This is a genomic window from Streptomyces sp. NPDC044984 (genome assembly GCF_040646935.1).
GTDB lineage: Bacteria > Actinomycetota > Actinomycetes > Streptomycetales > Streptomycetaceae > Streptomyces.
Map to the genome: position 1 here is coordinate 34,362 of NZ_JBEZBE010000003.1, position 18,769 is coordinate 53,130.

General features: G+C 72.1%; 15 protein-coding genes. 10 read left to right on the forward strand and 5 right to left on the reverse strand.

The window, feature by feature from the left end:
- Positions 1-16: 16 nt before the first annotated feature.
- Positions 17-802, reverse strand: a complete 786-nt coding sequence (locus AB0A94_RS04185) for an SDR family NAD(P)-dependent oxidoreductase (protein ID WP_361738575.1) — start codon at positions 800-802, stop codon at positions 17-19.
- A gap of 189 nt (positions 803-991) precedes the next feature.
- Here AB0A94_RS04185 and AB0A94_RS04190 point away from each other — a divergent pair, with 189 nt between their 5' ends.
- From AB0A94_RS04190 to AB0A94_RS04210, 5 genes are read left to right on the forward strand one after another with little or no spacing between them, the layout of a single operon-like run.
- A complete protein-coding gene (locus tag AB0A94_RS04190; RefSeq protein WP_361738578.1) occupies positions 992-1,381 on the forward strand; it encodes an antibiotic biosynthesis monooxygenase family protein in 390 nt (129 codons plus the stop codon).
- Complete coding sequence (locus tag AB0A94_RS04195; RefSeq protein WP_361738581.1) at positions 1,378-2,637, forward strand: beta-ketoacyl-[acyl-carrier-protein] synthase family protein; 1,260 nt, start codon at positions 1,378-1,380, stop codon at positions 2,635-2,637. The genes AB0A94_RS04190 and AB0A94_RS04195 overlap by 4 nt, the downstream gene beginning before the upstream one ends.
- Before the next feature lie 5 nt (positions 2,638-2,642).
- Positions 2,643-3,923, forward strand: coding sequence for a ketosynthase chain-length factor (locus tag AB0A94_RS04200; RefSeq protein WP_361738584.1), 1,281 nt, complete (start codon positions 2,643-2,645; stop codon positions 3,921-3,923).
- Entirely contained in the window at positions 3,920-4,981 is a 1,062-nt protein-coding gene (locus tag AB0A94_RS04205; RefSeq protein ID WP_361738587.1) for a ketoacyl-ACP synthase III family protein, read from the forward strand. Before AB0A94_RS04200 ends, AB0A94_RS04205 begins: the two co-directional genes overlap by 4 nt.
- Positions 4,982-4,991: 10 nt before the next feature.
- Complete coding sequence (locus AB0A94_RS04210; RefSeq protein ID WP_361738590.1) at positions 4,992-6,008, forward strand: acyltransferase domain-containing protein; 1,017 nt, start codon at positions 4,992-4,994, stop codon at positions 6,006-6,008.
- On the opposite strand, the gene AB0A94_RS04215 is transcribed toward AB0A94_RS04210, so the two are convergent.
- Positions 5,986-6,819: a methyltransferase domain-containing protein gene (locus tag AB0A94_RS04215; RefSeq protein ID WP_361738593.1), complete on the reverse strand. Its 834-nt coding sequence runs from the start codon at positions 6,817-6,819 to the stop codon at positions 5,986-5,988. The two genes, AB0A94_RS04210 and AB0A94_RS04215, sit on opposite strands and share 23 nt — an antisense overlap.
- 211 nt (positions 6,820-7,030) lie before the next feature.
- On the opposite strand from AB0A94_RS04215, the gene AB0A94_RS04220 reads away from it, so the two are divergent.
- From AB0A94_RS04220 to AB0A94_RS04240, 5 genes are read left to right on the forward strand one after another with little or no spacing between them, the layout of a single operon-like run.
- Positions 7,031-7,468 (forward strand): ester cyclase, encoded by a 438-nt coding sequence (locus AB0A94_RS04220; protein ID WP_361738595.1) that lies wholly within the window; start codon positions 7,031-7,033, stop codon positions 7,466-7,468.
- 43 nt (positions 7,469-7,511) lie between these two features.
- Positions 7,512-8,582 (forward strand): methyltransferase, encoded by a 1,071-nt coding sequence (locus AB0A94_RS04225; protein ID WP_361738598.1) that lies wholly within the window; start codon positions 7,512-7,514, stop codon positions 8,580-8,582.
- 42 nt (positions 8,583-8,624) lie between these two features.
- Positions 8,625-9,509 carry an alpha/beta fold hydrolase gene (locus AB0A94_RS04230; protein ID WP_361738601.1) on the forward strand — a complete coding sequence of 295 codons (885 nt, stop codon included), beginning with the start codon at positions 8,625-8,627 and terminating at the stop codon, positions 9,507-9,509.
- Positions 9,510-9,520: 11 nt separating this feature from the next.
- Positions 9,521-10,837 (forward strand): P450-derived glycosyltransferase activator, encoded by a 1,317-nt coding sequence (locus AB0A94_RS04235; protein ID WP_361738604.1) that lies wholly within the window; start codon positions 9,521-9,523, stop codon positions 10,835-10,837.
- Between the two features lie 19 nt (positions 10,838-10,856).
- Entirely contained in the window at positions 10,857-12,152 is a 1,296-nt protein-coding gene (locus AB0A94_RS04240; RefSeq protein WP_361738607.1) for an activator-dependent family glycosyltransferase, read from the forward strand.
- Between the two features lie 266 nt (positions 12,153-12,418).
- On the opposite strand, the gene AB0A94_RS04245 is transcribed toward AB0A94_RS04240, so the two are convergent.
- The 3 genes from AB0A94_RS04245 to AB0A94_RS04255 all read right to left on the reverse strand — a co-directional run bounded on the left by AB0A94_RS04245 (position 12,419) and on the right by AB0A94_RS04255 (position 18,626).
- The gene (locus AB0A94_RS04245; protein ID WP_361738609.1) at positions 12,419-14,713 is read right to left on the reverse strand and encodes an excinuclease ABC subunit UvrA; all 2,295 of its coding nucleotides are present in this window, start codon (positions 14,711-14,713) and stop codon (positions 12,419-12,421) included.
- A 230-nt stretch (positions 14,714-14,943) separates the two neighbouring features.
- The gene (locus AB0A94_RS04250) at positions 14,944-16,794 is read right to left on the reverse strand and encodes an ABC transporter ATP-binding protein (RefSeq protein WP_361738611.1); all 1,851 of its coding nucleotides are present in this window, start codon (positions 16,792-16,794) and stop codon (positions 14,944-14,946) included.
- Positions 16,791-18,626, reverse strand: coding sequence for an ABC transporter ATP-binding protein (locus AB0A94_RS04255; RefSeq protein ID WP_361738613.1), 1,836 nt, complete (start codon positions 18,624-18,626; stop codon positions 16,791-16,793). Before AB0A94_RS04255 ends, AB0A94_RS04250 begins: the two co-directional genes overlap by 4 nt.
- Between the last annotated feature and the right edge of the window lie 143 nt (positions 18,627-18,769).

Sequence of the window (18,769 nt, forward strand, 5' to 3'; positions counted from 1 at the left end):
TTCGGGTCGCGGACGGTCAGTAACTGCCGAGGCCACCACAGACGTTGATGGCCTGGGCCGTGATCGAGTCGGCGCTGTCGGAGACCAGGTAGTGCACCATCCCGGCCACCTCCTCGGGCGTCGAGTAGCGTCCGAGGGGAATCTTCGCCTGGAACTTCTCCAGGACGTCGTCCTCGGTGACGCCCCAGAAGGCGGCGTAGCGGTGCCGGACGCCCTGTGCCATGGGCGTCTCGACGTACCCGGGGCAGACGGCGTTGACGGTGACGCCCGTCTTGGCCAGCTCCAGCGCTACGGCCTTCGTGAAACCGATCAGGCCGCTCTTGGAGGCGGAGTAGGGGGCCCCGAGGGCCACTCCCTGCTTGCCGCCCGTGGAGGCGATGTTGATGATCCGGCCCCATCCGCGCTCCGACATGCCGCCGGCGGCGAGGACGGCACGGGTGACACGGAAGGCTCCGCTGAGGTTGGTGTCGACGACGTCCAGCCAGAGGTCGTCGGTGATCTCAGCGGTCACACCGCCACCGCCGCGGCCCGCGTTGTTGACGACGATGTCGATTCGCCCGAAGCGGTCCCGGGCCGTACGGACCAGCCGGTCGACGTCCTCGGTGCTCCGTACGTCGCACAGCGCGCCGTCCACCTCCAGTCCCGATGCCTGCAGTTCCTTCACGGTGCCGGTGACGGCGCTCTCGCCGCGAGCGCACAGGAACACCCGGATCCCGTCCCGGGCGAGCTTGCGCACCACCGCGAGACCGATGCCGCTGGTTCCCCCGGTCACGAGTGCGACCCGGTCGGCTGCCTCGGACATGGTCCTCCCTTCGACGGAGGATCAACCTCGCACCCCGTGCTCGAGCCGCGCTTGACGACCCGGCTTCCAGAGGGGGTCAAGCGGCGCCGCAGAGCCTCGGAGTCCGGCGTGACCGCCCCTGCGCGGACTCGGCCGCACCCTCTCACCGATGTCCCCCCACACCTGGACCAACGGACCCGTGGAGCAGCGATGCCTCTGCCAGAACCGAACGACGCCGGCTCCGGAACGGTGACGTTCGTCAACCGATTCACCCTGAGCGGATCCGCCGAGGACTTCGAGGCGGCGTTCGCCGAAACGGCCGAGTTCCTGTGCCGCCGGCCCGGCTTCCGCTGGCACACCCTGCTGGTGCCCACGGACACCGGTCGTGACCCGGCGGACACCCGTCCGCAGTACGTGAACATCGCGGTCTGGGACGACGAAGCCTCCTTCCGCGCCGCCGTGGCACATCCGGACTTCCCGGCCCACGCGTCCGCCCTGCGGGCCCTGAGCACCAGCGAACCGACCCTGTACCGGCAGCGTCAGGTCCGTGTCGTGCCGGACGCCCCGGCCCCGAGCGGATCCGGAGGGCGGACGAGGTGAGCCGGCGGGTCGTCATCACCGGGATCGGCGTGGTGGCTCCCGGCGCCACCGGGACCAAGCCGTTCTGGGAGCTCCTGCTGTCCGGAACCACCGCCACCCGCGCCATCAGCACGTTCGACGCCACCTCCTTCCGCTCCCGTGTCGCCGCCGAGTGCGACTTCGATCCGGTGGCGGCGGGGCTGTCCGAGGAGCAGGCCCGGCGCCTCGACCGGGCCGGGCAGTTCGCGCTGGTCGCCGGCCAGGAGGCACTCACCGACAGCGGGCTGAGGATCGAGGAGGACTTCGCGCACCGGGTCGGTGTGTGCGTGGGCACCGCCGTCGGCTGCACCCAGAAGCTGGAGTCGGAGTACGTCGCGCTCAGCTCCGGCGGAGCGCACTGGGTCGTGGACCCCGACCGGGGGTCGCCCGAGCTGTACGACTACTTCGTGCCCAGCTCCCTCGCCGCCGAGGTGGCCTGGCTCGTCGGAGCGGAGGGGCCCGTGAACATCGTCTCGGCCGGGTGCACCTCGGGGATCGACTCCATCGGGTACGCCTGCGAGCTCATCCGCGAGGGGGCGGTGGACGCCATGGTCGCGGGCGGCGTGGACGCCCCCATCGCGCCGATCACGGTGGCCTGCTTCGACGCCATCCGGGCGACCTCCGACCACAACGACACACCCGGGACCGCCTCGCGTCCCTTCAGCCGCAGCCGCAACGGCTTCGTGCTGGGCGAGGGCGGTGCGATCGTGGTCCTGGAGGAGGCGGAGACGGCCCTGCGCAGGGGTGCGCGGATCTACGCCGAGATCGGCGGATACGCCTCACGCAGCAACGCCTACCACATGACCGGACTGCGCGCCGACGGCGCCGAGATGGCGGCGGCGATCACCGCGGCGCTCGACGAGGCCCGCCGCGCCCCCTCGGACGTGGACTACGTCAACGCCCACGGAACGGCGACGAAGCAGAACGACCGGCACGAGACCTCCGCGTTCAAGCACTCCCTGGGGGAGCACGCGTACCGGGTGCCCATCAGCTCCATCAAGTCGATGATCGGACACTCCCTGGGGGCGATCGGCTCGCTCGAAGTGGCGGCGACGGCCCTGGCCGTGGAGTACGGGGCGATCCCGCCGACCGCGAACCTGCACGACCCGGATCCCGAACTCGACCTTGACTACGTGCCGCTGACGGCGCGCGAACAGAGGGTGCGGCACGCGCTGACGGTGGGAAGCGGCTTCGGCGGCTTCCAGAGCGCCATGCTGCTGAGCCGTTTCGAGAGGTGAGCCCCATGACAGGAGGTACCGCGGCACGGACCGCGTCCTCGCAGTTCCCCGTGTCGCCCACGACCCGGCGGGGCCGCACGGGCCGCACGGTGGTGACGGGCCTCGGCATCGTGGCCCCCAACGGGCTGGGGACGCGCGCGTACTGGGACGCCGTCCTGAACGGCCGCAACGGCATCGGACCGCTGAGGCGGTTCGCCGGCGACGGCCGCCTGGGCCGGCTGGCCGGGACGGTGGACGGCTTCGTCCCCGAGGACCATCTGCCGAAGCGGCTGCTGGCGCAGACCGACCCGATGACCAGGTACGCGCTGGCCGCCGCCGACTGGGCGCTCCGGGAAGCCCGTTTCTCACCCTCGTCGGCCCTGGACGCGGGTGTGATCACGGCCAGCGCGTCCGGCGGCTTCGACTTCGGCCAGCGGGAGTTGCAGAACCTCTGGAGCAAGGGGCCGGCCCATGTCAGCGCGTACATGTCGTTCGCCTGGTTCTACGCCGTCAACACCGGGCAGATCGCCATCCGGCACGATCTGCGCGGCCCGGTCGGCGTGGTGGTGGCCGAGCAGGCAGGCGGCATCGACGCCCTCGCACACGCCCGCCGCAAGGTCCGGGGCGGAGCCGAGCTGATCGTCTCGGGCGCCGTGGACTCGTCCCTGTGCCCGTACGGCATGGCGGCCCAGGTGAAGTCGGGCCGGCTGAGCGACTCGGACGACCCGGCGGCCGGGTACCTGCCGTTCGACCGGCGGGCGGCCGGACACGTGCCCGGCGAAGGAGGGGCGATCCTCACCGTCGAGGACGCGGAGCGGGCCGCCGCGCGGGGTGCCGCGGTGTACGGGGAGATCGCGGGGTACGGTGCGAGCTTCGACCCCCCGCCCGGCTCCGGCCGTCCCTGCGCGCTCGCCCGTGCCGTCGAAACGGCACTGGCCGACGCTGGGCTGGACGCGTCCGACGTGGCCGTGGTGTTCGCCGACGGCGCGGCCGTCCCCGAACTGGACGCGGCCGAGGCGGAGGCCCTGGCGTCGGTCTTCGGGCCGCGCCGGGTCCCGGTGACGGTCCCCAAGACCCTCACCGGCCGGCTGTACTCGGGCGCCGGGCCGCTGGACGTGGCGACCGCGCTGCTGGCGCTGCGGGACGAGGTGGTCCCGGCGACCGCCCACGTCGACCCCGACCCGGACCTTCCGCTCGACGTGGTGACCGGGCGGCCCCGGCCACTGGCCGGCGGCGGGGCGGCCCTCGTCGTCGCCCGTGGTCACGGAGGGTTCAACAGCGCTCTGGTGGTCCGGAGGGCGGCGTGAGCGCGCCGGAGGCGGCGTCCGGGGACCTCCACGTGGCCGGCTGCGGCGTCTGGCTGCCCCCGCCGGTGACCACGGAGCAGGCCCTGGCCGCCGGCCACTGCGACCGCAGGCTCGCCTCCTCGACGGGGGTGCTGTCGGTGGCGGTCGCCGACAAGGAGACCCCGGCGGAGATGGCGGCGCTGGCGGCCCGGGCCGCCCTGGACCGCTCCGGCGTCGAACCAGCCGACATCGACCTCGTCCTGCACGCCAGCCTGTACTCCCAGGGGCACCATCTGTGGGCGCCGGCCTCCTACGTCCAGCGGGTGGCCGTCGGGAACCGCTGTCCCGCCATGGAGGTGCGGCAGGTGTCCAACGGCGGTATGGCCGCCCTGGAACTGGCCCGCGCCTATCTGCTCGCCGCCCCGGACCGGGGGGCCGCGCTGATCACGACGGGCGACCGGATGCGCCCGCCGGGCTTCGACCGCTGGCGCAGCGACCCCGGCACGGTGTACGCCGACGGCGGTACCGCCCTCGTGCTCTCCCGGCGGGGCGGCTTCGCCCGGCTGCGCAGCCTGGTGACGGTCTCGGAACCGGTGCTGGAGGGCATGCACCGGGGCGGGCACCCGTTCGGCCCACCGTCCTCGGAGGAGCAGCGGACCGTGGACCTGGACACGCACAAGCGGGCGTACGTGGCCGAGGCGGGGAGCTCGTTCAGCGTCGCACGGGTCTCGGCGGGCCAGGAGGCGGCCCTGACCGGCGCGCTGGAGGCGGCCGGGGTCGGCCTCGAGGACATCAGCCGGGTCGTGCTGCCGCACATGGGGTGGCGCCGGCTGAGCGCCGCCTACTTCACCAAGTGGGACATCGAACCCGAGCGCACCACCTGGGAGTTCGGGCGGCGAACCGGTCACCTGGGAGGCGGTGACCCCATCGCCGGGTTCGACCACCTCGTCGGCTCCGGCCGCCTCGCCCCCGGGGAGCTGTGCCTGCTGGTCAGCGTCGGCGCCGGTTTCAGCTGGTCGTGCGCCGTCGTGGAGTTGCTGGAACACCCGTCGTGGGCGGCCGCCCCGGCCGCCCGGTGAGGAGCCCGTCATGGATGCGCCCGCGATTCTCCTGATGTTCCCCGGACAGGGGGCCCAGCACGCGCGGATGTCCGCCGGCCTGTACGGATCCGAACCGGTCTTCACGGCCGTCATGGACGAGGTGTTCGACGCGTACGACGCCGCCGGTCACGGCGAGGGCGGGCGGCTGCGCGCCGACTGGCTGAGCGACCACCCCGCCGTGCCGCTGGACCACGTCACCCGTTCCCAGCCGCTGCTGTTCGCGGTGGACTACGCCCTCGGCCGGACGGTGACGGCCGCGACCGGCCGGCCGTGGGCGCTGCTGGGACACAGCGTCGGGGAGATGGCGGCGGCCGTGCTCGCCGGGGTGTTCACCCTGCGCGACGCGGCGGGTCTCCTGCTGGACCGGGTGCGGCGGCTGGCCCAGGCACCGCCCGGAGGGATGCTGGCGGTCGCCGCGGGCGGGGACGAACTGGGTCCGTACCTCGGGAACGGGGAGGTGGTGGTCGCGGCCGTCAACTCGCCCCGCCAGACCGTCCTCGCGGGACCCCTCACACCGCTCGCCCGGGTTGCCCGGGCGCTGCGGGAAGCGGGACTGACGTGCCGTGAGGTGCCCTCGCTGACCGCCTTCCACAGTCCGATGCTGGCCCCGTACGCGGCGGGGGCGGCCGAGCGGTTCGCCGCCACGCCGGTGGAGGCGCCGTCCATCCCCCTTCGCTCCGGCTACCGGCCGGGTCCGGTGACCGGGAGACTGGCCGCCGACCCGTCGTACTGGGCCGGGCACCCCGTGGAGACGGTCCGCTTCTGGCCGGCCCTGGACGCGGTGCTCAGCTCCCGCACGGGCGTGATCTGCCTGGAAACGGGGCCGGGACAGGGGCTGAGCACCCTCACCCGCCGCCATCCGACGGTACGGTCCGGGCAGAACGCGGTGGTGCCGCTGCTGCCGCCGCGGGCCGGCACCGCCGAGGCGGACCGGACGTCCGTGGCGGCGGCGCTGACCGCGGTGCGCGAGCGGGGCGCCGTGCTCAGCGGGCGACCCGGGCGGTGACGAAGCGGACCGGCACGTCGATGGCGAGGGCCCCGGTGGAGTCGCTCAGCTTGTCGAGTCCCTCGACAAGCCGTGCGCGCAGTTCCGTTCGCTGGGCCTCCGGGAGGTTCTGCCACAGCAGACGCATGCCCTGGGTGTGGGACCAGTCCACCCACGCCTCGCTGGACAGGGCCGTCATCCGCACCGGTTCGTCGGTGACGGTGACCGAGGTGTAACCACAGCCCTCCAGAGCGCGGACGAGGTCCTCGGATCGCTCCAGCCAGCTGTTGAACCGCCGGACCAGCGCCTCGGGCCGCCACTGCTCGGGCAGGTGCTCCAGCAGCGTCCGCGGGATGAGCGGGGTGAACTCGGGCGGCAGGAACGGGAACGTGCCGGCGCGGAAGACCGGGCTGGTGAACGCGATCCTGCCCCCGAGGTCCAGGATTCCGGCGTAGCGCGCCAGTGCCCCCACCGCGTCCGGCAGGAAGATGACGCTGTAGCTCCCCATGACCAGATCGAAGGAACGCGCCGGGAGTTCGGGCGTCTCCGCGTCCATCACCTCGAGGACGATATTCCGCAGCCCGCGTTCGGCAACTTCCTTGCGGGCTTCCTCGATCATTCCGGGAGCGATGTCGATTCCGTGGACGCGCCCCTGGGGACCGACCTTCCGCGCAGCCGGAAAAAGGCACGCGCCGCGCCCGCAGCCGATGTCGAGCACTCGTTCACCGGCGGTCGGTTCCGCGATTTCCACCAGACGGCGGCCCATGGGTGTGAAGAACTCCACTCCCAGTCGGTCGTAGGTCGACGACGACTGGTCGAAAGCCTGTGCCACCTGCTCTTTGTAGGACGAATCCTGCACCGTCGGCTCCTGCCTCTGCGATTCGAGCTCTTCCCGGCTTCCCAGTGTTCGACCCGCACTTGAAGGGTGGTGGAGTGCCGTTCGAGGCGTCCCCGAAACCCTTGTACGCCCCCGCAGGGAGAAACAACAATTGTTGACGCGGTCGCCGCCGGTGTCACCGTTTCCGGTACGGGAGGAAAAAACAATGAGCACACAGATCGATCTGGTCCGCCGCATGGTGGAGGCGTACAACACGGGAAAGACCGACGATGTCGCGGAATTCATTCACCCCGAGTACCTGAATCCCGGCGCGCTGGAGCACAACCCGGAGCTGCGCGGTCCGGAGGCGTTCGCGGCCGCCGTCACCTGGCTCAAGTACGCCTTTTCCGAGGAGGCGCACCTGGAGGAGATCGGGTACGAGGAGAACGGCCCGTGGGTGCGGGCGAAGCTCGCCCTCTACGGTCGGCACGTCGGCGACCTCGTCGGCATGCCGGCGACCGGGCGCCGGTTCTCCGGTGAGCAGATCCACCTCATCCGCATCGTCGACGGCAAGATCCGCGACCACCGCGACTGGCCCGACTACCTCGGCACCTACCGCCAGCTCGGTGAGCCCTGGCCCACTTCCGAGGGCTGGCGCGCCTGATCCCCCCACCCGCCGACGCCACGACAGGAGCACGGACACACTCATGACAGCCGAACCGACGGTCGCGGCCCGGCCGCAGCAGATCGACGCCCTCAGGACCCTGATCCGACTCGGAAGCCTGCACACCCCCATGGTCGTCCGGACGGCCGCCACCCTGCGGCTCGTCGACCACATCCTGGCCGGAGCCCGCACCGTGGAGGCCCTGGCGGCCAGGACCGACACCCGGCCCGAAGCGCTCCTGCGGCTGATCCGCCACCTGGTGGCGATCGGGCTGCTCCAGGAGGACGCACCGGGCGAGTTCGTCCCGACCGAGGTCGGGGAACTGCTCGCCGACGACCACCCGGCCGCGCAGCGTGCCTGGCACGACCTGACGCAGGCCGTGGCGCGGGCCGACATCTCCTTCACCCGCCTTCCCGACGCCGTCCGGACCGGCCGCCCCACGTACGAGTCGATCTACGGCAAGCCGTTCTACGAGGACCTGGCCGGCCGCCCCGACCTGCGCGCGTCCTTCGACTCGCTGCTCGCCTGCGACCAGGACGTCGCCTTCGACGCCCCGGCCGCCGCGTACGACTGGGCGAACGTCAGGCACGTGCTCGACGTGGGCGGCGGCAAGGGTGGTTTCGCCGCGGCCATCGCGCGCCGGGCCCCGCACGTGTCGGCCACCGTGCTGGAGATGGCGGGCACCGTGGAGACCGCCCGCGCCTACCTGAAGGACGAGGGCCTCTCCGACCGCGTCGACGTCGTCGAGGGGGACTTCTTCGAGCCGCTGCCCCGCAGGGCGGACGCGATCATCCTCTCCTTCGTCCTCCTCAACTGGCCGGACCACGACGCCGTCCGGATCCTCACCCGCTGCGCCGAGGCACTGGAGCCCGGCGGGCGCATCCTGATCCACGAACGCGACGACCTCCACGAGAACTCGTTCAACGAGCAGTTCACGGAGCTCGACCTGCGGATGCTGGTCTTCCTCGGCGGTGCCCTGCGCACCCGCGAGAAGTGGGACGGCCTGGCCGCGTCGGCGGGCCTCGTGGTCGAGGAGGTGCGGCAACTGCCCTCGCCGACCATCCCGTACGACCTCTCGCTCCTCGTCCTCGCCCCCGCGCCCGCCGGCGCCTGACGCACGAGGAACGGGAAGGATTCATCAACGATGCCGACACGCATGATCACCAACGATGGGGTGTCCCTGTGGAGCGAAGGGCTCGGCGACCCGGCCGACGCCCCGCTGCTCCTGATCGCCGGCGGCAACCTCTCGGCCAGGTCGTGGCCGGACGAGTTCGTCGAGCGCCTGGCAGCGGCCGGGCACTTCGTGATCCGCTACGACCACCGGGACACCGGGCGCTCCTCCCGGTGCGACTTCGCGCTCCACCCCTACGGCTTCGACGAGCTGGCCGCCGACGCGCTGGCCGTTCTGGACGGCTGGCAGGTCCGCGCCGCCCACGTGGTGGGCATGTCACTGGGGCACACCATCGGCCAGCTGCTCGCCCTGGACGCTCCGGAGCGGCTCCTCACCCTCACCGTGATGCTGGGGGGCGCGCTCGACGTCGACTTCGACGCCGACCTGGAGGCGGCTCTCAAGGGCGAGCCGTCCGTCAGCGGACTGCCGGCGCCCACCCAGCGGTTCCTCGACATGATGACGCTGCTTCAGCAGCCGGCCGAGACGGACGAGGAGCGGCTGGAACGCCGGGTGGAGAAGTGGCGCCTGCTCAACGGGGAGGGAGTGCCCTTCGACGCCGACGAGTTCCGACGCCGTGAACTCCTGGCCATCGGGCACGCGGGAACGTTCGACGAGCCGATCGTGCACCACATGATCCCGCAGCCGCCGGTGTCGCGGGGGGCGGAGTTGTCCCGCGTCACCACACCGGTGCTGGCGGTCCAGGCGATGCGCGACCCCGCGGCCCCGCCGCCGCACGCCCGGCACCTCGCCGACCGGATTCCCGGTGCCCGGGTCGTGGAGATCGAGAACATGGGGCACGCCCTGCCCCTCGCGGTCCACGAGCCGCTGGTCGCCGCCATCTGCGCCCACACCCGGGCCGCGACAGTGTGAGGAGCACGACGATGCCCACACCCACGTCCGCGCCGCCGGCCGCCCTGACCGACAGTGAGCTGGGGCGCCACCTGCTGACCGTGCGCGGTTTCCACTTCGTCTTCGGCGCGCTGGGCGACCCCTGGGCCCGGCGCCTGCGCGGCGAGGCCGATCATCTGTCCCTCGGCGAGCTGGTCCGCGACCGGGGTCCGCTCCACCGCAGTGCGCTGGGCGCGTGGGTGACGGCGGACGGCCGGCTGGCGGCCCGCCTGCTGGACGACCCGCTGCTGGGTCCCCGGCACCCCGCCTCCGAGGGCCCGCAGGAGCACGTGCGCGAGAACGTCTGGGAGACCTGGCGGACCTGTCACGTCACTCCGCTCGGTGAGGACCTGCTGACCCCGGCCGCCACCGACCACGACCGCCTCGCAGCCCTGCTCGGCCCGGTCCTCGGGCCCCGTACGTGCACGGCGTGGCAGGTCGACGCGGAGCGTGCGGCGCACCGGGTGCTGGACGGCCTGCCGCCGCATTTCGACCTGGTGTCGGACCTGGCGCGGCCGGCGGTCGCGGGCTCGCTCGCCGCCGTCCTGGGCCTCCCGGACGCGGCACGGGCGGAACTGCCGGACCTGCTGGCCGCCTGCGGACCGGTGCTCGACTCCGTCCTCTGCCCGCCGCGCCTTCCGGTGGCCCGGGCGATGCGGCAGGCGCTGCGCCGCGTCCGGGAGCTGATGGCGGCGGCCGTGGCCGACCGCCTCGCCGCACCGGCCGACGGAGCGCTGAGCGCCCTGCTGGCCGTGGACCCCGACGGTGGACGCGATCCCGAGGACGCCGTCACGGCCGCGCTGCTGAGTGCGGTGGTCGGGGCCGAGACGGCGATCACCACCGTGGCGAACGCCGTCATGTCCCTGCTGGAGCACGGCGAGCAGTGGTCGCTGCTGCGGGCCGATCACGACAGGGCGGCGGACGCGGTCGAGGAGACCCTCCGCTGGGCCCCGCCCGTGACACTGCGCAGTCTGATCACTCAGGGAGAACTCGAGATCGGCGGCGAGACGCTGGAGGCGGACCAGCACGTGGTGGTACTGGTCGACGCCGCCCAGCGGGACCCGGAACTGTACGAGGAACCGGACCGCTTCCTTCTCGACCGGCCCCGAACCCCCGGTTTCACGCACATGGCCCTGGCGGGCCGGGACCACCTGGGACTGGTCGCCCCGCTCGTCCGCGTGCAGTGCACCGCCGTCCTGCGGGCGGTGGCCGAGCGGCTGCCCGGGCTGCGGGCCGAGGGCGAGCCGCTGCGGCGCGGGCGCTCCCCCGTGGTCCGCGCCCCGCTTTCGCTGCGGCTGGCCCAGAAGTGACCCAGGAAGGGGGGATCCCATGAAGGTGCTGGTGACGGCGTTCGCCATGGACGCGCACTTCAACGGTGTGGTGCCGCTCGCCTGGGCGCTGCGGGCGGCCGGGCACGACGTCCGGGTGGCGAGCCAGCCCGCCCTCACCGACAGCATCACCCGGGCGGGGCTCACGGCCGTACCGGTGGGCACGGACCACCAGGTGCAGGCGGCGATGGGGGCCATGGCGCCCGGCGTGTTCGCGCTGCACCGCAATCCGGACTACCTGGAGAACCGGCCGGAGCTGCTCGACCTCCAGTTCCTCGAAGCGTCCACGTCGATGCTGACGGCGGCGTTCTACGCCCAGATCAACAACGACTCCATGATCGACGAGATGGTGGACTTCGCCCGCTGGTGGCATCCCGACCTGGTGATCTGGGAGCCTTTCACCTTCGCGGGCGCGGTGGCGGCCCAGGTGATCGGCGCGGCGCAGGCCCGCCTGCTGTGGGGCCCGGACCTCTTCCTGCGGGTGCACGACCGGTTCCGGCAGGCGCTGGACGAGGCGCCGGCCGAGCACCGGGACGACGCCCTGGAGGAGTGGCTGACGTGGACGCTGGAGCGGCACGGTGCGGCCTTCGGGCCCGAGGTGATCAGCGGCCACTGGACGATCGACCAGATGCCGCCGAGCGTGCGGTTCGCCACGTCCCGCCCGACGGTGCCGATGCGGTTCGTCCCGTACAACGGACCGGTCCCGGCAGTGGTGCCGCCGTGGCTGCGGGCGGATCCGGGACGCCCGAGGGTCCTGCTCACCCAGGGCATCACGGAGCGCTCGACGGGCTTCACGGGGCTGCCCCGGGCCGGTGAGCTGCTGGCCGCGATCGCGGAGCTCGACGCCGAGGTGGTCGCCACGGTCAAGGCCGAGGACCGCGCGGACCTGCCGCCGCTGCCCGAGAACGTGCGGGTGGTGGACAGCCTGTCCCTGCACGTCGTCCTGCCGAGCTGCGCGGCCGTCGTGCACCACGGCGGGGCCGGCACCTGGGCGACAGCGGCGCTGCACGGGGTGCCTCAGCTCGCCCTCGCCTGGCAGTGGGACGACGTCTTCCGGGCCGGGCAGCTGGAGAAGCTGGGCGCGGGGATCTTCCTCCCACCGCACGGCGAGGGCGCCTCGGCCGGCCGGGTCAGGGACAGGCTGGCTCAGGTACTGGCCGAGCCGTCCTTCCGGCAGGGCGCGGCGCGGATCCGCGCGGAGATGCTGCGGATCCCGGCACCCGGCGCGGTGGTACCGGAGCTGGAACGGCTGACGGCCCGGCACCGTGAGCCGGCCGGGCAGGGCGTCCGGGGTTAGGACCTGTCGTCCGGATCACACCGCAGGCGCGGGGCCCGGCACGCGCTCACCGGCGCCGATGCGTGCTGCCGACGCCCTGCGCCTCGATCCGGACGACGGTCCCCGGCTCCCGCCTCGGCGATCACGAGGTCCCCGTACGCACTACGGCGGGTGCGCACGCGTCCCCTCGAAGGGATCCGCGTGCCGCTCCCACGGTCCGGCCGGGGCCGCGGCGTTCCCGACCGGACGCGCGTGGCCGGGCGCCGCTCGACGCCCGGGGCCGAGGATCAGCGCCGGACCCGGTGACCGGCCTCGGAACCGGCGCCCGGCAGGGACGCGGCGAGGAACCGCCCCGTGACGGAGTGCTCGGCCTCCGCCAGGTCGGCGGGGGTGCCCTCGAAGATCACCCGGCCGCCCTCGCTGCCGCCCCCGGGACCGAGGTCGACGACCCAGTCCGCGTGCTTGACGACGTCGAGGTTGTGCTCGATGACGATGACCGAGTTCCCCTTCTCCACGAGGCCGTCGACCAGGTGGACGAGGCTGTCGACGTCGGACATGTGGAGTCCGGTGGTGGGCTCGTCCATGATGTAGACGCTGCCCTTCTTCCCCAGCTCCGTGGCGAGCTTGATGCGCTGGCACTCGCCGCCGGAGAGGGTGTTGAGCGGCTGCCCGAGCTGGAGGTAGCCGAGGCCGACCCGGTTGAGGGAACGGAGGGTCCTGGCGACCTTGGGCTCGGTGAAGAACTCGGCCGCCTCCGCGGCGCTCATCGACAGCACGTCGTGGATGTTCTGCCCGCGCAGGGTCAGCCGCAGGACGTCCTCGGTGAAACGCATGCCCGCGCAGACCTCGCAGGTCGTGATCATCGGATCCATGAAGGCGAGGTCGGTGTAGATGATGCCGTGTCCCTGGCAGGTGGGACAGGCGCCCTCGGAGTTGAAGCTGAACAGTGAGGGGCTGACCTGGTTCTCGCGGGCGAACAGCCTGCGGATCTCGTCCATGATGCCGGTGTAGGTCGCCGGGTTCGAACGCCGGTTGGTGGTGACCGCTGACTGGTCGATGACGACCGCCGAGGGGTGCTGCCGCAGCAGTACGTCGTGGATGAGCGTGCTCTTGCCGGAGCCGGCCGGTCCGGTGACGGCGGTCAGTACGCCGAGCGGAATCCGTACGGTGATGTCCTTGAGGTTGTGGATCCGGGCTCCCGTCACCTCCAGGTGCCCCCGGGGCTCGCGGAACCGCTCCTTGACCGGGATGGCCCTGCGGAGGAACCGTCCGGTCGGCGTGTCCGCCTCGGTGAGGCCCCGGACGTCGCCCTGGTAGACGATCTCGCCTCCGTGGCGCCCGGCCCCGGGACCGAGGTCGATGACGTGCTCGGCCATCTCGATGATGTCCCGGTCGTGTTCGACCACCAGCACGGTGTTGCCCTTCTCGGCCAGTTCCATCAGGAGCCGGCTGAGTCGCTGGACGTCGCTGGGGTGCAGGCCGATCGTGGGCTCGTCGAAGATGTACACCATGTCGACGAGCGAACTGTTCAGGTGACGCACCATCTTGATGCGCTGCGACTCGCCGCCGGAGAGCGTGGAGGTCTCGCGGTTGAGGCTGAGGTATCCCAGCCCCAGCTCGATGAGGTGCTGGAGCCGCTCGATCAGACTGGCCGTCAGGGTGGAGACGGAGGGCGCGTCGACCTTCTTGACCGACTCCATCAGATCGGCGATCTCCAGGGAGGCGAGTTCGGCGATGTTCCGGCCGTTGATGCGGCAGCCGAGCGCCCGCTGGCTGAGCCGCTGCCCCTTACAGGTGTCACAGGGCCCCCGGGTGACGACCCGCTCCAGCGCCACCCGGTTCTTGGCGCTCATCTCGTCCGGCTCCTTGCGCAGGTAGAGCCGGTTGAACTTGTCCATCAGCCCTTCGTACTTGGAGTTGATCTTTCCGCCCTGCCACTCCAGGGCGATCGACCCCTGGCTTCCGTACAGGAACGCCTGCCACTCGCTCTCGGTGTAGTCGCGGAGCTTCTTGTCATTGTCGAAGAGACCGGAATTGGCGTACAGCTTCCAGAACCAGCCGCCGACATTGAAGGCGGGGTGCCGGATGGCGCCCTCGTTGAGGGATTTGGAGCGGTCGAGCAGCTTGTCCAGGTCGACCTGCACCCGGTGGCCGAGGCCCTCGCAGTCCGGGCACATTCCCGAGGGGTCGTTGAAGGAGAAGGCGTTCGAATAACCGATCCAGGGCTGGCCCACCCGGGAGTAGAGCAGCCGGAGCAAGGCGTAGATGTCGGTGATCGTCCCGACGGTGGACCGCGCGTTCCCCCCGATCCGCTTCTGGTCGATGATCACCGCGGCGGAGAGGTTCGCGATGCTGTCGGCGTCGGGCTGACCGTATTTGGGCAGGCGGTTGCGCACGAACGCGGTGAACGTCTCATTGAGCTGCCGTTGGGATTCCGCCGCGATCGTGTCGAACACCAGGGACGACTTTCCCGATCCCGATACCCCCGTGAACACGGTGACCTTGTGCTTCGGCACCTCCACGGAGATGTCCTTGAGATTGTTCTCGCGGGCACCGGTGATCTGAATTGCCTTCTGCTGCATGAGCGTCCTCACATCGACGGAAGAGGGCGGCTTCTCACGCTACCGACGATTGCGGACAGGACCTGGCCGCAATGTCGACGAGGCCCGTCGCCGGATGACGGCACCGGCCCGACGACCGGCGTGCCTCCGCCGAGCGGGACCACCAGTTCCTCGGCGGCGGAGACAATCCGGCGCGCGGGCACGGGCGGCGGCAAAGGCCGCTCAGTGCCCGGCCGCCGCGTGCGCTTCCGTCACGCCAGGCTGTCCCGCCAGGCCCGGTGCAGGTCGGCGAACCTGCCCGTGCCGGCGATCAGTTCGGCCGGAGCGCCGTCCTCCACGATCCGTCCGTGCTCCATCACCAGCACCCGGTCCGCGATCTCCACCGTCGACAGCCGGTGCGCGATCACCACCGCCGTACGGCCCTTCAGCACCGTCGCCATCGCCCGCTGCACCGCCCGCTCACCGGGGATGTCCAGCGAACTGGTCGCCTCGTCGAGGATCAGCACCGCCGGGTCCGCCAGCAGCGCCCGCGCGAAGGCGACCAACTGGCGCTGACCGGCCGAGATGCGGCCGCCCCGCTTGCGTACGTCGGTGTCGTAGCCGTCGGGCAGCGCGGCGATGAAGTCGTGCGCGCCGATCTCCTTCGCCGCCTGCTCGATCTCCTGACGGGTGGCGTCCGGCCGGCCGATCGAGATGTTCTCGGCGACCGTCCCGGAGAACAGGAACGCCTCCTGCGTCACCATCACCACCTCGCGCCGCAGATCGCGCCCCGTGAGGTCGCGCAGGTCCGTCCCGTCGAGCAGCACCCGGCCTTCGGTGGGGTCGTAGAAGCGGGCGAGCAGCTTCGCCAGCGTCGACTTGCCCGCGCCCGTCGAGCCGACGACGGCGACGGTCTGCCCGGCCGGGAGGGTGAGGCCGAAGCGGGGGAGCACCTCGCCGCCGGTGCGGTAGGCGAAACGGACGTCGTCGAAGACGACCTCGCGGCCGGGGAGCCCGGGGCGCCGCTCCGGGAGCTCCCGGGGGGACGCCGGCTCGGGCACGGACGGGGTCTGCGCCAGCAGGCCGGCGATCTTCTCCAGCGAGGCCGCCGCCGACTGGTAGGAGTTCAGGAACATGCCGAGCCGGTCGATCGGGTCGTACAGCCGCCGCAGGTACAGCACCGCCGCCGCCAGCACACCGAGTTCCAGCGTGTCGTCCGCGACCCGGTAGGCGCCCCACAGCACGATCAGCGCGACCGTGGTGTTGGCGGTGATCCGGGAACCGACGACATAGCGGGCCATCTCAAGGAGCGCGTCGCCATTGCTACGTTCATGCCGCCGGTTCAGCACCGCGAAGTCGGCGTCGTTGGCGGCCTCCCGGCGGAAGGCGCGCACCGGCCGGATGCCGTTCATCGTCTCGACGAACTTCACGATCACCGCCGCGATGGCCGTCGACCGCTTCCGGTACACCCGCCCCGCCCGCCGCCGGTACGACCGTACGAGCAGGTACAGCGGCACGAAGGACGCCACCGCGACGGCCCCGAGCCCCAGGTCCAGCCAGAGCAGCAGCACCGAGATGTAGACGGCCGACAGGATGACCATCACCAGTTCCTGCAGGCCCTCCTCCAGCAGCTCCCGCAGGGACTCGACGTCGGTGGTGGAGCGGGAGATGAGGCGGCCCGAGGTGTAGCGCTCGTGGAAGTCGACGCTGAGCGCCTGCGCGTGCCGGAAGATACGGCCGCGCAGATCGAGCAGCACGTCCTGGCTGACCCGGGCGGAGGCGGTGACGAACCCGTACTGCAGCGCGCCGGCCGCCGCCGCGCACAGCAGGTAGCCCACCGCCACCGCGATCAGCGGCCCGTTGTCGTCGCCGCGGAACGCGGGCACGGCCCGGTCGATGGCGTACGCCACCAGCAGCGGGCCGGCCTGCACGGCGGCCTGCTGGAGCAGCAGCAACAGCGCGGTGACGGCGACCCTGCCCCGCATGGGTGACAGCAGGGAACGCAGCAGTACGCCGGTGGCGCCCGGGGGAGTGGGCAGCTGGTCCTGGTCGAAGGGGTCGTCGGAACGCGGGGTCCGGTCGTCGTCCTCGTCCCGGGCGGGTGCGGTGGTGGTCGCCGTCATCGCTCGTCGTCCTCCTGGTTCCCCGCCGGGGCGCCGGACATGAGGTGCGCGTACTCGGGGTTGGCGTGCAGCAGTTCGTGGTGGGTGCCGACCGCGGTGATCCGGCCGCCGGAGAGCAGGGCGACACGGTCGGCGAGCAGGACCGTGGAGGGGCGGTGGGCCACGATGAGGGCGGTGGTGTCCGCGAGCACCCGGCGCAGGGCGGCCTCGACGGCGGCCTCGGTGTGTACGTCGAGGGCGGAGAGCGGGTCGTCGAGGACCAGGAAGTCGGGCCGTCCGACGACGGCCCTGGCCAGCGCCAGCCGCTGCCGCTGACCGCCGGAGAGGCTGAGTCCCTGCTCGCCGACCTGGGTGTCCACGCCCTGCGGCAGCGCGTGCGCGAAGTCGGCCTGCGCGACGGCGAGGGCGCGGTGGAGATCGTCCTCCCCGGCTCCGCCACCCATCAGCACGTTCTCGCCGACGCTGGCCGAGAACAGGGTCGGCTCCTCGAAGGCGACGGCGACCCGGGAGCGCAGCTCCTCGCGGGACATCCCGGTGATGTCCGTCCCATCGAGGGTGATGCGCCCCGAGGTCACCTCGTGCAGTCTCGGTACGAGAGCGGTGAGGGTGGTCTTCCCGCTGCCGGTGGCGCCGACGAGGGCGAGGGACTCGCCGGGGCGGATGTGGAGGTCGATGCGGTCGAGCACGGGCGGGGAGCCGGCCGGGGCATCGGGGTAGCGGAAGCTGACGCTCTCGAACACCAGGCCGTCCGTCACTTCGGGCAGTCGTGCCTCCCCCCGTGCCTGAAGGGCCTGGGAGGTGCCTCCATGGGCGGCACGGGTGGGCGCGGCTCCGGAGGATTCCGGCTCCGCGTCCATCACCTCGAAGTACCGCTCCGTGGCCGTCGCCGCCTCCTGGCTCATCGCCAGCAGGAAGCCGATCGAGTCCACCGGCCAGCGCAGCGCCAGCGCGGTCGACAGGAACGCCACCAGCGTCCCCGCCGACAGCGACCCGTCCGCCACCCGCACGGCCCCCAGCACCAGCGCCGCCCCGATCGCCAGCTCGGGAAGTGTCACGATGACGCCCAGGATCGTCGCCAGCAGCCGCGCCTTGTACAGCTCCGTCCCCCGCAGCTCCCCCGACAGCTCCCGGAACGCCCGCGCCTGACTGCGGTGCCGCCCGAACCCCTTGATGATCCGGATGCCGAGCACGCTCTCCTCGACCACCGTCGTCAGATCACCCACCTGGTCCTGCGCCCGCCGCGCCGCCCCGGAGTACCGCTTCTCGAACACCACGCACGTGATCAGCACCGGCACGGCCGGCACCAGGATGACCAGCCCCAGCGTCCAGTCCTGCACCAGCATGATGATCACGCCGACGAGAATCGTCACCCCGTTGACCAGCAAGAACGTCAGCGGGAAGGCGAGGAACATCCGCAGCAGCATCAGATCCGTCGTGGCCCGCGACAACAACTGCCCCGACGGCCACCGGTCGTGGAACGCGACCGGCAGCCGCTGCAGGTGCCGGTAGAGCCCAGCCCGCATCTCCGCCTCGACGTGCGACAGCGGACGCGCCACCAGCCACCGCCGGAACCCGAACAGCAGCGCCTCCGCCAGCCCGAGCAGCAGCAGGTACAGCGCGCCCAGCCACACCCCCGCCGGGTCCCGGTCGGCGATCGGCCCGTCCACCATCCACTTCAGGACGAGCGGGATGACCAGCCCGATGCAGGAGGCGACGATCGCGACGAGCGCGGCGCCGAACAGCCGCGCCCGCACGGGCCGCACATACGGCCACAGCCGCAGCAGCGTGCGCACGGCGGAACGGGATTCCGGGGGAGAAGGTGTAGTGGGCATCAGCAGCGAGCCTACGGATCGCCGCTGACACTGCCCACCGGGTTTCGGCCGGACCGTCCTCCGCCGCTGGCCCTACGACCTGCGCGGACGGCCGGTCGCACCGTCCGGGACCCGGGAGCCGTATCACTCCGTCAGCCGATGCG